General features: G+C 49.7%; 11 protein-coding genes. All 11 read right to left on the bottom strand.

What is annotated here, in order from left to right:
• Positions 1-18 precede the first annotated feature (18 nt).
• Positions 19-1,122: a glycosyltransferase gene (locus K4H28_RS12815; protein WP_221005544.1), complete on the bottom strand. Its 1,104-nt coding sequence runs from the start codon at positions 1,120-1,122 to the stop codon at positions 19-21.
• Positions 1,122-2,129, bottom strand: a complete 1,008-nt coding sequence (locus K4H28_RS12820; protein ID WP_221005545.1) for a glycosyltransferase family 2 protein — start codon at positions 2,127-2,129, stop codon at positions 1,122-1,124. The genes K4H28_RS12815 and K4H28_RS12820 overlap by 1 nt, the downstream gene beginning before the upstream one ends.
• Positions 2,129-3,466 (bottom strand): oligosaccharide flippase family protein, encoded by a 1,338-nt coding sequence (locus K4H28_RS12825; RefSeq protein WP_221005546.1) that lies wholly within the window; start codon positions 3,464-3,466, stop codon positions 2,129-2,131. Before K4H28_RS12825 ends, K4H28_RS12820 begins: the two co-directional genes overlap by 1 nt.
• A 59-nt stretch (positions 3,467-3,525) precedes the next feature.
• Positions 3,526-3,786 carry a hypothetical protein gene (locus K4H28_RS12830; RefSeq protein ID WP_221005547.1) on the bottom strand — a complete coding sequence of 87 codons (261 nt, stop codon included), beginning with the start codon at positions 3,784-3,786 and terminating at the stop codon, positions 3,526-3,528.
• The gene (locus tag K4H28_RS12835) at positions 3,783-4,376 is read right to left on the bottom strand and encodes a hypothetical protein (RefSeq protein WP_221005548.1); all 594 of its coding nucleotides are present in this window, start codon (positions 4,374-4,376) and stop codon (positions 3,783-3,785) included. Before K4H28_RS12835 ends, K4H28_RS12830 begins: the two co-directional genes overlap by 4 nt.
• Positions 4,363-5,937 carry a hypothetical protein gene (locus tag K4H28_RS12840; RefSeq protein ID WP_221005549.1) on the bottom strand — a complete coding sequence of 525 codons (1,575 nt, stop codon included), beginning with the start codon at positions 5,935-5,937 and terminating at the stop codon, positions 4,363-4,365. The genes K4H28_RS12835 and K4H28_RS12840 overlap by 14 nt, the downstream gene beginning before the upstream one ends.
• Positions 5,934-7,127, bottom strand: coding sequence for a type II secretion system F family protein (locus K4H28_RS12845; RefSeq protein WP_221005550.1), 1,194 nt, complete (start codon positions 7,125-7,127; stop codon positions 5,934-5,936). Before K4H28_RS12845 ends, K4H28_RS12840 begins: the two co-directional genes overlap by 4 nt.
• Positions 7,127-8,833 (bottom strand): GspE/PulE family protein, encoded by a 1,707-nt coding sequence (locus K4H28_RS12850; protein ID WP_221005551.1) that lies wholly within the window; start codon positions 8,831-8,833, stop codon positions 7,127-7,129. Before K4H28_RS12850 ends, K4H28_RS12845 begins: the two co-directional genes overlap by 1 nt.
• Entirely contained in the window at positions 8,830-10,323 is a 1,494-nt protein-coding gene (locus K4H28_RS12855; protein ID WP_221005552.1) for a tetratricopeptide repeat protein, read from the bottom strand. The genes K4H28_RS12850 and K4H28_RS12855 overlap by 4 nt, the downstream gene beginning before the upstream one ends.
• Positions 10,320-12,179 (bottom strand): type II secretion system protein GspD, encoded by a 1,860-nt coding sequence (locus tag K4H28_RS12860; protein WP_221005553.1) that lies wholly within the window; start codon positions 12,177-12,179, stop codon positions 10,320-10,322. Before K4H28_RS12860 ends, K4H28_RS12855 begins: the two co-directional genes overlap by 4 nt.
• 80 nt (positions 12,180-12,259) lie before the next feature.
• Positions 12,260-13,582: an ExeA family protein gene (locus K4H28_RS12865; RefSeq protein ID WP_221005554.1), complete on the bottom strand. Its 1,323-nt coding sequence runs from the start codon at positions 13,580-13,582 to the stop codon at positions 12,260-12,262.
• Positions 13,583-13,789 lie beyond the last annotated feature (207 nt).

Below are 13,789 nucleotides of genomic sequence, written 5' to 3' on the forward strand. Positions count from 1 at the left end.
CCCGACTCGGGGCAATCATTACTCACTCAGCATTGTCACCCAACGCTCAATCAAAGCCGCTTGCGAATACTGCTCAGCGCGTTGCTTCAGCCAAGTGCTTAATTCTGCGGCGTGAGTTTGTTGTTGAATAATCAGCTGAGCCAACGCCTCGCCACTCGCCTCGTTCACTACAAACTCATCTCGGCGCTCGGCAAAGAGTTCATATACCCCACCTGCGTTTGTACTGGCAAGCAATACGCCCATTGGCATAGATTCCAATACTACTAAGGGGCAACCTTCAAAGCCAGACGTTAACAGCAATACATCCGCTTGGGCGAGGTATGCGCTGACGTTATCTTGCCGCCCGGCCAATGTGATCTGCATGCTCAAACCTTGCTTCGCCGCATCGTCAATCAGCCAACTTTCTAGCGGGCCATCGCCGACTACGGTGAGATGCGCAGCAACTTTATTGGCGTTGAGTGCAGCGAGCGTGTCGAGCCAAAGATGCGGCTGCTTTTCCTCCGCAATACGGCCAACAAACACCACCCGCAATGGCGAGCCTTCTGCGCGCGGCACTGCTGCTGGAATAATTTGCGCGGCATCGACGAAATTGGGCAGTACTTGCCACGTTGATTTCGGCTCACAATCCAACCAGCGAGCCATTGAATCTTTGGCGTGATTAGAAACAAACACCAATTCGTCCAAACGTCGATACACAAATTGGCACGCGGTGCGATGTACGGGGTTCATTTTGGCAAAAGCATCGAGTTCGAAAAACGGCCCATGCACCCAGCCAATCACCCGCTTTTTGAGCCCTAAAGTTGCCGCATACGCCATATACAGCGGCAGCAAAAACGTCCCGGCGATAACGATGTCGTGCTCTGCCGCAATGCGGCGCGCGGCGCGCCAACCTGCCAACCACGTCCACGGTTTGAGTGGTTGCCATGCGCTAGACAAATCAACGACTTGCACTTGGCCAATCCGTGACGACCAAAGATTCCGATTTCCACCAAGCAGCACCAGCGTCACAGTAAAACCGCGCGCGGCAAGTGCTTCGCCGACCAAGACCGCGCAGCGCTCAACCCCACCTAAGCCTAAATCACGTAGAAAAATGGCAACTCGCTTTGAAGTTTTTGAACTCATTACTGGCCCCGCTTTAATACTTGCCAAACGCGGTCGCTCACTAGCATCCGAATCAGCTGTTTACGCCACTTTGGCCTTTCCGAATCAGGTATTGCCAGCTTTGCCTTGATAGAAAATGTATCGAACAGCATACCCGCATTAACACCTTGAGTACGCTGCAAAGTATCGAGCCAAGCTTCAGCCAAGGCGGGACGGCTGGTCGGCCAGAGTTGCGCCAATTGCAGATAAATCGTAAACAAGCTGCGGCATTCAGTGACGGTCAAAATTCGCCCCGGTTCAGCTAATTCTGCAAATTCAGCGGCAACGGGTTGCAAGGGCAACGGTAGCGCATGCCTTGCGTAATCAAGACGAATTTTCTGCGCGGTAGCGCGAAGTTGATCTTTTTTCGACTGCGTAATTTGCCCCGCATGGCAGCGGTACTCAAGCAAGACCTCGGCAACGCCGGTGAACTTCGCGCCTCGTTGCGCCAATTTGCACCACAGCGCGTAGTCTTCGGCGTGAATCGCACTCGCATCGTAGGCGTCATCTTTGAGTAAACTCGCCCGCAGCATCACGGTTGGATGCGCCAGCGTCGAATTAAATAGCAATCCCGCTTTGATGCTGGCATCGGTCGATTGAGTTTGCCATATGCCAGATCGGTCGCCAATAAACCGTACCCACGCGCCGCAGACGTCCGCGCCCGTTTCGATGACACGCGCCAACTGCTTATCCAAACGATCTGGCGTGCAAATATCATCAGCATCGATTCGCGCCAGCCATTCACCTTTTGCGACGCGAATTGCCTCGTTCAAAGTCGCAATCAATCCACGATTTTTACGACTGATCACAACAAATCGAGGATCTTTTTTGGCATGCTGCAGCAAGATGGCGTGCGTTGCATCCGTCGAGCCGTCATCAATCGCAATGCATTCAAAATCTTTGAATGTTTGTGCGCTGATTGCGTCTAGCGTTGCTTGCAAAAATTGCTCGGCGTTAAAACACGGCAATAGAAAAGAGACGAAGGGCATCAGGATTTATCTTGAGTAATTGTGTCACGAACAATTTGCCGCGCGCGCCACCAAAAAGCCAGCACGATGAATAATTCTACGGTCAATACACTTTGCGCCGCACGAACGCCACCAACATTTGAACCCGGCACCCACCAACACATGAGGGCGACATTCAGAATCCCAGCCGCGATTAACACGCGGGCGAAATAGCGTTCAAAGCCAAAAACCAGCAAAGTTTGCTGACCATATACAAATGAAAGCGCCCCCAGCAAAATCACCGGCGACAACCAATACATCACTTCTTGCGAATTGCTCAAGGCGAGAAATGCACGAGATAAGGAAAAGTCAGCGCCAAACCACGCCACGCTGAGCGGTGTAAATAAAGGCAAAGCCAGCGCCAAGGCCAGCGTCATCGCCAAACCGACCGCGCCCTGAATATAAAAAGCTTTATTGATGAGGCGAATTGCTGCGGGTTTATCGGTGACCGCTAATTGTGCAATCCGCGGATACGTCGCTTGCACCAAGGGGCCGATTAAGCCTTGCGCGATGTAGACCAATTTATTGGCCGCGGCAAACAAGCCCACTTGCATCGGCACAGAAAACAAGCCAAGCAAAACCGTCGTCGAGGTAGTGTACAAACTCGTTGAAATCGCCGATAGAAAAAATGGCCAACTCGCCTTGAGCGATTCTTTTAATTCTGAATAATGAATTTTAACCCATTCTGGTTTGGCCACGCCCCAACCTGTAAACCACCACAGCAGGCCAGCCAAAATCTGCGGCGTGGCTTGTAAAATCACCGCCAGCGCAACGTCTTCTGGGCCGCTAATCCACAACAATAAAAATCCAAGCGTCAATGCGCGAGCAAACACCATCAAGCCAGAAGCGAGCTGCAGCTTTTCAAAACCTTGGAAATACCAAATAGGGAACAAAACCGAACTCAAAATATAGAGTTGGCTCCACAGAAAGACATCAGCATGCGCTTGCCAGCTACCCAATGCGAACGTCAGCACCAGCAAAATCAAACTTGATGTCACCATGAGCGCCGTTTTCGCCCACGTGACACGCCAGAAAATTCGAGCAGCGGCTTTGGGATCGTCGCGCACCTGCGCCACATCGCGCACAGCGGACAAATTAAAACCAAAATCGGTCAGCAAAACACCGTACTGAATCGCGGCAAAGGCGTAGTTCATGACGCCAAAACCTTCGGTCCCCAGTTGCACTAAGAGAAAAGGGAAAGTAACAAATGAAACGACATAGTTAAGTCCTTGCACCAAGTACAAGGCAAAAATATTAGAACGCAAACGCGCATCAAACACAGCAACCCCTACGGCCGAATTGGCCAACAATGGCCGCATTTTACGCGCCCCATAAAAAAACGCTGTAACACAGTGTTGTGTACAGCGTTTAAAGCGCACTACTCATACCATATATCGCCCGGTTTCTTGCCTGTGGGCGGCGGTGCTCTTTCGCCATTGACCCAGTGCACCTTGCCACGCGGGGTATGTAGCTCGCCGTCAAAACGCTGACTACTTGACGATTTTTGCGTCGCTTCACCGTTATTTGCGGGCTTAATGATTCCCTCGCGACGCTCTTGCTCAGAGTAAAAAAAGCGCCCCCATTCGCTGGCTTGTGCTGACACGGCAATCAGGCTGCAGAACAAAATTTTAAATCTCATGGTGCGACCTCAGTCTTCAATGGCGCAATCGTGAGCCAAATATAGTCACAATCGATTGCAATACCAGACTGCTCGGCGCGCTGCAGTTGGCACGATGCAGGCGCAACAAAGCCAGGCTGAGTAGCGAGCCAGCGCGTCAATTCAGAAAATACGGTTTCATTTGCCGCCTGAACGCCCAGATTCATGTTGCTGGCATACACTTGCTCATTGTTGATTGGGAAGGCTTGCTCTAAGGCGCGCTGTGGCGAGAACTGATACTGCATTTGCCAATGGGGCTGCTGCTTGGCTTGATCCACCAAAGCTTCAATCCAATCTAAACGACGCTCTGCACCCAAAATGTTGCGCTGCTTTAATAAATTAAACTCGGCCTGATGACGCGCCACACTATCCCACGACTGTTGAGCCGCATCAGCACTGCTACGCACTTGTTGCAACTGCTGTTGCAGCGCGGCTCGCTCTTGCTCGCTGAAGTACAAATAAATTTGCGTTCCAAGTAACAAAACCCCAGCCACCAACATGGCACCACCGAGCCACACAATCTGATTGCGAATTAGCAAGCAATCTTGACGCGAATAACTAGCGAGATTCATGGTTCACACCTTGAGCAAGGGCTGTAGCAGCGATGGTCACCTGAACAACAAAGTCGATACGCGTTTTTGCATTCACTTCGGTCTGCTGCGCATTGACAGACGCCTCTGGACGAATATCCAGCGGATGCTTTAGTACTTGTACTTTGGCATTGGGCAACTGCCGTAAACGCTCAGCCAATCGACTCACATCCGATAGCGCTTGCCGATACGCAGCAGGATTGCTCACCCGCCCTGAAATCGTCCATTGTTGTGCGCCACGCGGCAAGGTGACCTCGGTCGTTGCGACCTGCCCTTCTGGAGTGGAAGGAACCATCCCACCGGCTTGCCAATCAAACTTTTCTAAAATCAATCGTGGGAAGTCTGTAAATACATGGCTAAACTGTTTTGCCGCCATCTCTGCGCTAGGCCACGATTGAAAGTCACGCCGATATAGCTCTACTGCCGCCTGAATTTGCGCTGGATTTTCCGCACTGGCCAATTTCAGTTTTTGATTCAACTCACGCAAACGCGTTTGCTCTCGCTGAATCTGGGTATTGCTTAATGCCAATTGCTGCTGAATCTCATCCCCCTGCCAAAGACCAATACCAGACAGTATCACCCCCAAACTAAATATAGATAATGCCGCCCACTGCATACATCTACCAATTTGATACAAACGACCGTAGCGCAACATTTCAGCGGGGGCATAGTGGTTGGGTACTTTTAAATTCAATAACGATGCAAGCAACACATCATGCCAAGTCGAACAAGATGGTGGCAGTTTGAGTTTTTGCACCAGCATCGGTAATCCCGATTGCGCCTCTAAGTGTACTTGCTCTGCATCGTCTTTTAATTCATGACGCACCAAGGGCAGTTGTTCGGCGAAGCTCGCATCAAGCAGTGATAAAACCTGTAATTGCTCATCACGCCCCATCAGCCGCAAGGTGCTGAGATATTGCCGTGCACGGCGGACTTCTCCTGCGATCAAAAGCCCCTGCTCGGCGATAGTTTGCTTGGCATCAAACGCGCCCAAGCGTGAGAACTGCAATCCCGCTGGGGTAAAATAACTTTGCCGCAAAGTGCCAACACAGGAGCATGACATCAATAAAAGATGAGGCGCATCGAGCTTGAGTTTGCGGATCATGTCATGCGTGATCAAGGCCACCGAATAGATGCCTTGTAAATCACAACGCTCTGCCAATAGCGTTTCAACAATACCATCCAGTAAATCGCGATTGATGATGGCTGAGATCTGTAATTGGTCTTGTTGCCCACGCTTGCCGCGGGTTTGCACCACCGCACGGCGATAGGGTGTGGCGCGAAATAATTGATCCAATTTACGACGTAATAATTTCGCCTGATCGCGAGCAGATAAATGCGGTACCACATCGTGCTGAAAATCTTCTTCGACTAAATCAGTGAGCAAATAGTATTTAGCCGACTTATGCCGCTGAACAAACTCAGCTAAGTCCGCATTGCCTTCGGCATCGTGAGAAAAATGCATCAATGGCATTGCACCATGATCCGACCAAGTCATGGCGGCGAGATGCGTATGGGTTAAGAGCAGGACAATATTCTTCATCTAAGTTTACTAATCGTATCGAAAATCGGCCCCAAGACCGACGACATAATCCACGCCAAAATCAGCCCCAAGATGACCGTCATCGTTGGCTCAACCAAGGCTTGCACCCGCTCGATTGCTTCTTTGATATCGCGGTTATAAAAATACGAAACATTCAACAGAGCGTGATCAAGTTGCCCTGTGTTTTCACCCACGCGCAACATCCGCAGCACCAGCGGCGGGAACATGCCAACCCGCTCAAAACTGGCGCTCACGCCCTGCCCCTCGCGAATCTGTGCCTCAACGCGTTGCAGCGCATCGGCAATCACCGTGTTGTTGACGATACCTTGCGTAATTCGAATGCAGTCCAAAATCGGAATTCCAGCGCCATAGAGCAGCGCAAAAAAATTCGCAAACCGCGCCAGTATAATTTTGTGCAAGATGCTGCCCACGGGCGGAACGCGTAATTTCCAACCGTCTACTTTGAAACGAAAAGCCGGATCAGTTTTGACTCGCCAACGGATAAAGAAAAAAACCGAGGGTGGAGCGAGGATAATCAACCACCAAAAATGCACGAAGAAATCCGAAATCCACAGCAAAATCTGGGTATTCAGCGGCACTTCCTGCTTCATTGATTTAATAAAATCGACTAACTGCGGCACCAAATACACCATCAAAAAACACACCACGCAAAACACCAGCACAGCCACAAAAGCGGGGTACATAACGACTTTTTTGGCTTGCGCGATCAACTCATCCTGCCATTTAATCGATTCGGTTAGGTTTTTAAGTACCTCGGCCAATTCACCGCTGGCCTCACCCGCACGAATCAAATTCACAAACACCACATCAAAGACTTTGGGATGCGCAGCCAATGCTTGCGACAGCAAACTACCGCCTTCGATGTCCTCAATCACATTGGCAATCACTTCACGAAAAACGGGGTGGTCAATGCTATCTCGCAAATCAGCGAGCCCTTCGAGTAAGGGCACGCCGGCGCGAGTCAATTGTTCAAGATGAAAAGTAAAGGTAATGAGTTCACGACGACTGATTTTTCGGCGACCAAATAGATCAGAATTACTACTTTTGGCATGAATCAGCGTCATACCCAGTCGGCCGAGCCGCAGCTCTAAATCGGCCATATTGGCGGCTTCAATTTGCCCTTGCTGAACTTTGCCCTGACCATCGGCAGCACGATAAACGAAGCGCATTAGCCAACCCGATCCGTTAAATCGACCACACGAGCAATTTCATCCAGCGTTGTTCTACCTTCTAAAACACGGCGGCAAGCATCAACGGCCAGCGGCTTAAACCCTTTTGCCAAGGCATGCTCACGAATTTCGCGCATCGTGGCGCGTCGCGCAATCAGCTCATCCAAATCGGCATCCAGCTTCAAAATCTCGATCACCGTCATCCGGCCGCGATAACCTTGATGCTCACACTTTGGGCAACCTACGGCGCGATAAATCCGAGCATTACTTGACGTATCAATCTGCAAGAGCCGTTTTTCAAAGTCATCAGGGCTATACTCCTCTCGACAAAACGTACACAGCGTACGCACCAAGCGTTGCGCGACAATGCCGATCATATTGCCGGACAAAATATCTGGCAGTACGCCAATATCGAGTAAACGCGGCAAAGCGCCGATGGCAGAATTTGTATGCAGCGTTGAGTACACTTGATGGCCGGTCATCGCGGCGCGAAATGCCATTTCGGCGGTGTCTTTATCGCGAATCTCACCAATCAAAATCACATCTGGATCTTGCCGCATCATCGAGCGAATGCCGTTGGCAAAATCCATTTTCGAGACTTCATTGACCGAGGTTTGCCGAATTTGCGGGATGGGGTATTCGACAGGATCTTCCAAAGTCATGATATTCACAGCAACCGAGTTGATGTGATTCAAAATCGAATACAGCGTCGTTGTCTTGCCAGAACCCGTTGGCCCCGTAACAAGGATAATGCCTTCTGGCCTTGCAATCATTAAGCGCAGTGCATCGAGGTTTTCGTCGGTCAAGCCCAACTCTTCAAGTGGCACCAGCCCTTTTTGTCGATCCAAAATCCGTAAAACGATATTTTCGCCCCACGTCGTCGGCTGCGCCGAAACCCGAAAATCCAAAGGGCGCCCCGATAATGTCAGTGAAATCCGCCCATCTTGCGGCGCGCGTGTTTCGGCGATATTCATCGTTGCCAGCACTTTGAGGCGAACCACCATCGCCGGCCAATAGGTTTTATGCAGCGCGCGAATTTGGCGCAATACGCCATCAATCCGATAACGAATCCGCACAAAGGATTGCTCGGGTTCAAAGTGAATATCGGATGCGCCGCGCGTGACCGCATCGGCCAGCAGCGCATCAATTAAACGCACGACGGGTTGGCTGTATTCTGCTTCGGCGTTGGCCAAACTGGCGTAATCAATTTCACCCGTTTCAATTTCGCGCAAAATCCCGTCAATCGACAGCTCAAATCCGTAATACTGATCGATCGCCCGAACAATATCGGACTCTGCCGCCAAGAGCGTTTCGATTTCAAACTGGTCTTTGGTTTGCAAACGCAGTTGATCAAGCGCGACGAGGTTATTGGGATTGGCCATCGCCACTGTGAGTCGCCTGGTCGCGAGATTGAGGCCAATCGGCAGCACCAGCAGACGCTTAGCCATTTCTTTGGGCACCAAGCGTATGGTCTGCACATCGGCAATGACGCGGCTTAAATCAACGCTTTCTTGACCTAAATTCTCAGACAGCGCTTCGCGCAACACATTTTCTGAGGCAAATCCCAGCGACACCATTAACTTACCGAGTGGTATCCCTGAGCGGCGTTGCTCTAATAAAGCAATTCGTAATTGATCGTCGGTGATAATCCCTTTGCTAACCAGTAGCTCACCGAGTGGTAGCTTGTTGCGGCTCGGCGCACTCATGGCGCAAGTCCTGATGCAGCATCGAGCTCAGCCAGTCTCTGCTCGACCTTGCTGCGATCAAAATGAGAGGGCTCTTTTAACTGTAAAGCTTCCCGATAGTAGGTTTTTGCCAGCGCAGCTTGCTGCAAATGATCCAAACTCACCGCCAGATTGAGTGCTGCATCTGCATTATTGGGATTAGCCGAATAAGCCAAGAAAAATTGCTCTTGCGCTTGGCGCCAACGCTGCTGAGCGGCAAAGTATTGTCCCAAGGCCATCGGGTCAGACTTACCACTTTGCTCAAGCTGTACCGCCTCTTGCTCTGGCATTTGTGCAGAATTCAACATTAACAAAGCGGCTTTCGCGCTTTCATCTTGCGGGTTAGCGCGAAGAATGCGCTGATACAAAGCACTTGCCGCTGTGTTATCACCCCGTCGCTGCGCGATCGCCGCCATGCCCAATAAAGCATCGCGTTGACGAGGATCGGCCAGTAGCGCTTTTCGATACAGCAACTCGGCTTGTTCCAAATCGCCATTTTGATAAGCTTGCCATGCCTGCAACACTGGATCGGACGCGCCCAATTGTGGTGACTGCCGTACAAACTTTAAAGGCGGATTGAGCTCTTTGCTGTCTGTAATTAATTTTGTATTAGGATACGATTTTATTTCTGCTTTGGCGGGAACAAGCGTCACAGCTGGCGAGTCGGGCTTTGTCTCTTCAGTCGAATGCCCCCCCGAACCTTTACCCGAACGGGTATCATCCACTAAGCCATTCTTAATAATAGGTTCGCTCGTATACACAGGCTCTGCTGTAGCAGAGCTCGCGACCTCAGCAATTGATGCTCGAACTTCAACCTTAGGAACCGGCTGGGTCAATTGGCGATACTGCCACGCAAACCAAGCGACCATCCCCGCCAACAACAAACCCGCGCCAAGCATCAACCATGGTAACAAGCCACGCGCGGGCTGGTTTTTCGATTTGGCAAACAAGCTCTTTGCGACCGTTTGTGGCTGAGGAGGCTGGATGACGGGTGATGAGATAGAAGGTGACACCACAGAAACAGGACTCACCAGCACTGTTTCAGTAGTTTTTACAGCTGGAGTTTCAATCGCAGGCGCTGAAGTATTTACCTCCAAAGTAGCTTGAATCGGAGCTTCTTTAACTTGCGGTGTAGCCTCGACTAAATCGCTAGAATTAGCACTATTTGTGCTCTCATCGATGCTCGGAGTCCCCGTCTCTACTGGTATTTCAGCTGACGGAGTAACCTCTTCGGCGGGGACTTCGAGTGGCACAAAGCCCCAATCATTGGACTGTGTCGCCACCTCGGACGAGGTCGCCGCCTCTGATACACCGTCAGCAATCACGACGGGCTTAACACTTTCGGCCTCAACCAAATTCAACGAAGGAAAAGCGACTTCAGCCCCCGCTTCATGCTGCTCGGCAGAACCTAATGCAGCGCGCCGCAGTTTGTCTTCCTCGGCTTTTTTCAAAGCTTGCAGTAACAAACTCATTGCTGCACTCCCGCCTTACTTGGGAATGGAATTACACCACTTTGGAATGCAGATAAGTCTTGATCTTGCGGCGAATTAAAAAACTCATCGCTAGGTAGATATGACCTCAAGCCGCCTAAACGATCATCCTGTCCATTCTCTTTGACGACCATCGGTCGCAAAAACACGACTAGCTCTATTTTTCTGACTTTGTCATCACGGTAACTAAACGCATCACCCAACCAAGGCAGCCGAGATAAGCCCGGCACACCTTGGCGTTGATTGCTCTGCTTATCCTGAATCAAGCCACCTAAAACAGCCACCTGCCCACTGGCTATTTTCAGCGTCGAATCAAACTCTCTCACCTGCAATTCAGGCACTAAACTTTTTAGATTGGTACCCGTTTGGGCGGCAATAATTGCGACAGCGGGGTCTTCTACATAACCACTCACATTGGTGATGGTTGGGCGAATACTCATCGAAATCATACCCGAGGCCGATATCTGCGGCGTGACTTGCATCACCAAGCCAACAGGCACGGTTCGCAGTACACTTTCATAAGTGGGCGGCGTAATGATGCCATTCGTATCAGAAGTGGATTGAGTCACATTCATCGTGAAATAAACCAGCTCCTCTACCACTTTCATCACTGCGGGTTGATTATTTAATGCGGTAATTTTGGGGCTGGATAACACACGGGTTTTGCCAAACTGCTCTAGCAATTTAACCGTTGCATTGAAGTTGGTGCTTTTATAAGAAATCAAACTCAATGGTGCAGACGATAAATTGGCACCAATTAAACTCTGCCCAAAAGTCCAACCTGCACCATTGGCGATCTGCGACCAATCCACGCCTGCTTGGTATTGGTCACTTAAAACGACTTCGACAATCGTCGCTTCAATCAAAACTTGTCGTTGCGCTGAGGCTTGGATCGATGCTAAAAATTCGGCCACTTTGGACTGCGCCTTGCTACTTGCACGAATGGTAATCGTGCCCGTTTCAGGATTAATCACCACATAATTTGCATCAACAGGCTTGGTCTCCGGACTAGCTCGTGTTTGTAGGGCAACTGTTTCAGCCTGAACTTTTTCTGTCTGTGCGAGGGTTTTGTCAATCTTGGCGGCTTTATCTACCACTGATAACGCGGTCGAAGCATCTGTAGACTGGGTTGCCACTTTTTGAGTCGCTTGCTGTCCAAGCTGAGCAATTTTTGCAGTGTTTAGCGAGGTGGTTGCTGCAACACTGCTCGCTTTCACGTCTAAAATTTCTTTTAGATTAGTCTCAAGTCTCTTCCAAAACTGATTTTGCGATTCACTGTCTATCGACGAAAAAGAAGTGCTGCCATTACCACCTGAGCCCCCCGAATCTTCGGCAACCGATTTGACTGAGTTCAATATATTTAGCGTTGATTTCATATTCCGCGATAAGTTGAAATAGTCCACGTGATAAATTTTCACTACAGGTGAATCAGGAGTGATGTTCAAGACCCCGTTTTCCATACTCCAGCGCAGATCGACTTGCCGCGCAATCCGATCCAAAATCTGCGGCAGCGTTTGATTTATCGCATTGAGCGTCACAACGCCTGTTACGCCCAGACTCACATCAACATTAATACGCGCATCGCGTGCCAGCGCAAACAGTAAGTCATGCACATCCAGCTGACTGACCACCACGCTGTACGTTTCTAATTTAGGGGAAGCGATCGGTTTGGCGAGCGTCGGAATCGGTCGAGCCAAAGGCGGTATAGCCACTGCAGGCGCTTCATTTTTAGGTGGCGCAGCGATGTGCGCAGTGGATAAAGGCGTGAGGCCACTTGATGTACTGCATCCTGTTGCAACCCAAACTACCGACCCAATCCCCAGTACTAATTTTCTCATTTTATTGTTCAAATGAATAAGCTCAGTTCAACTTAGCACAGCATTCAAAAAAACCGAGTTTATCGCTAGATTCAAGCTTGCTAGTCGCGGGGTAGCAACATCTCACTACGTAATACACCGATGGTTTGCACTTGCGTGCCACGTAACTTCTGTTGCAAACGATTTTTCACCGTTTGTGCCCGCTGCCGATCGGGGTATAAACCAGCTAAGACCCCCCAGGCCGATACGCCGTTAATCTTCGTCGGATAAATAATGACTCGACCAGGGCCGATTAATTGATTAATTTCTGTGATCAGCGACTTGAGCTGTTCACTTTTTTGGGACGGGATTTTTGATACCAGCACCGTAATACTACTGGCCTCAGCAGCTTTTATTCGCGCTCTAGACTGTAAAATTAACTCACCCATGGCATTCTCACTCGATGAAGAATGGACGTGTGACGCCGAAGTTGATGTCAATGCTGTAACTCGAACTGAGTTTGCTACTTTTTCCGAGCTAGCCGCTGAATTGCTAGACAGAAAATGCCAAGCGCCAACTGAAATTGCAAACGTAAGTACCAACAGGAGCGCGAGCCAATACCTTTCTATTGAAATGGGGGCTGCATATTCACACTCACGCTCTGCTAGTTTGGCGTGCTTCAAAGTCACTAGTGTTGAGTGTTCAGAGAATGCGGCCAACATCGCTTTATCCGCCAACAAATTCACTCGCCGACTTAATCCTTGCGCTACTTCAGCAATATGCTTCACCGCCACCGGCGTAAAAATCGCATTACCATGATGCCCTGCGGCAAATAATCGGCAGGCTAAATAATCCGCCACTTCAGCAGAATTGAGTACCGGCACCGCCAAGCTATAACTCACTCGTTCACGCAAAGCGCGCAATTGATCTTGCTGCAGGATTTCATCCAATTCCAACTGCCCAAACAGCACTATTTGTAATAATTTTTGATGCCCAGAATCTAGATTGGATAACAGCCGAATTAATTCCAGTGTGCCTTGCGGCATGGCGTGAGCTTCATCCACAATCAGCACGACTTGTCGACCCGCCGCATATTTAGCAATCAAGGTCTCTTCAATTAAACGAATCTTTTGCGAAGCACGATCGGAATGAAATTGAATTTTTAATTCATCCGCCAAGGTCAAGAGCAGCTCATCTTCACTTAATACTGGATTCGGCAAAAAAATCGCAACCACATACGATGGTAAACGCTCCAACAGCATGCGGCACAACATGGTTTTTCCGGCTCCAACTTCACCCGTCACCTTGATCAGGCCCTCACCAGACGTAACTGCATACAGCAAGGCATCGAGCAGTGCACCGCGCCCTGCCCCACTAAAGAAAAAGTCAGGGTGGGCCGTCAATCGAAATGGTGGACTTTTTAGACCAAAGAATTCGAGGTACAAAAGTCTTTCTCCTTGCTGTGTAATGAGTGCAATCAATTAAATTGTGAATATGTACTGATTCTCAAAACCATAATATCTTTCAACAACAAAAAGCGTAACAAAGATTGAAGAAAGGAACCAACAAGCACAATATAACAGCGGGTATCAGCACAAAAGCCATACTTAAAAAAGCATAGATGGCAATACGTCATCAATTTTCTCGTTAAA

Source organism: Deefgea tanakiae, assembly GCF_019665765.1.
In the GTDB taxonomy this organism is placed as follows: Bacteria; Pseudomonadota; Gammaproteobacteria; order Burkholderiales; family Chitinibacteraceae; genus Deefgea; species Deefgea tanakiae.

What these genes read in the sequence shown, in the direction of transcription:
- K4H28_RS12840 (WP_221005549.1), bottom strand. Translation starts at nt 5,937, where the DNA reads ATGAAGAATATTGTCCTGCTCTTAACCCATACGCATCTCGCCGCCATG.
- K4H28_RS12835 (WP_221005548.1), bottom strand. Translation starts at nt 4,376, where the DNA reads ATGAATCTCGCTAGTTATTCGCGTCAAGATTGCTTGCTAATTCGCAAT.
- K4H28_RS12820 (WP_221005545.1), bottom strand. Translation starts at nt 2,129, where the DNA reads ATGCCCTTCGTCTCTTTTCTATTGCCGTGTTTTAACGCCGAGCAATTT.
- K4H28_RS12850 (WP_221005551.1), bottom strand. Translation starts at nt 8,833, where the DNA reads ATGAGTGCGCCGAGCCGCAACAAGCTACCACTCGGTGAGCTACTGGTT.
- K4H28_RS12830 (WP_221005547.1), bottom strand. Translation starts at nt 3,786, where the DNA reads ATGAGATTTAAAATTTTGTTCTGCAGCCTGATTGCCGTGTCAGCACAA.
- K4H28_RS12815 (WP_221005544.1), bottom strand. Translation starts at nt 1,122, where the DNA reads ATGAGTTCAAAAACTTCAAAGCGAGTTGCCATTTTTCTACGTGATTTA.
- K4H28_RS12845 (WP_221005550.1), bottom strand. Translation starts at nt 7,127, where the DNA reads ATGCGCTTCGTTTATCGTGCTGCCGATGGTCAGGGCAAAGTTCAGCAA.
- K4H28_RS12860 (WP_221005553.1), bottom strand. Translation starts at nt 12,179, where the DNA reads ATGAGAAAATTAGTACTGGGGATTGGGTCGGTAGTTTGGGTTGCAACA.
- K4H28_RS12825 (WP_221005546.1), bottom strand. Translation starts at nt 3,466, where the DNA reads ATGCGGCCATTGTTGGCCAATTCGGCCGTAGGGGTTGCTGTGTTTGAT.
- K4H28_RS12855 (WP_221005552.1), bottom strand. Translation starts at nt 10,323, where the DNA reads ATGAGTTTGTTACTGCAAGCTTTGAAAAAAGCCGAGGAAGACAAACTG.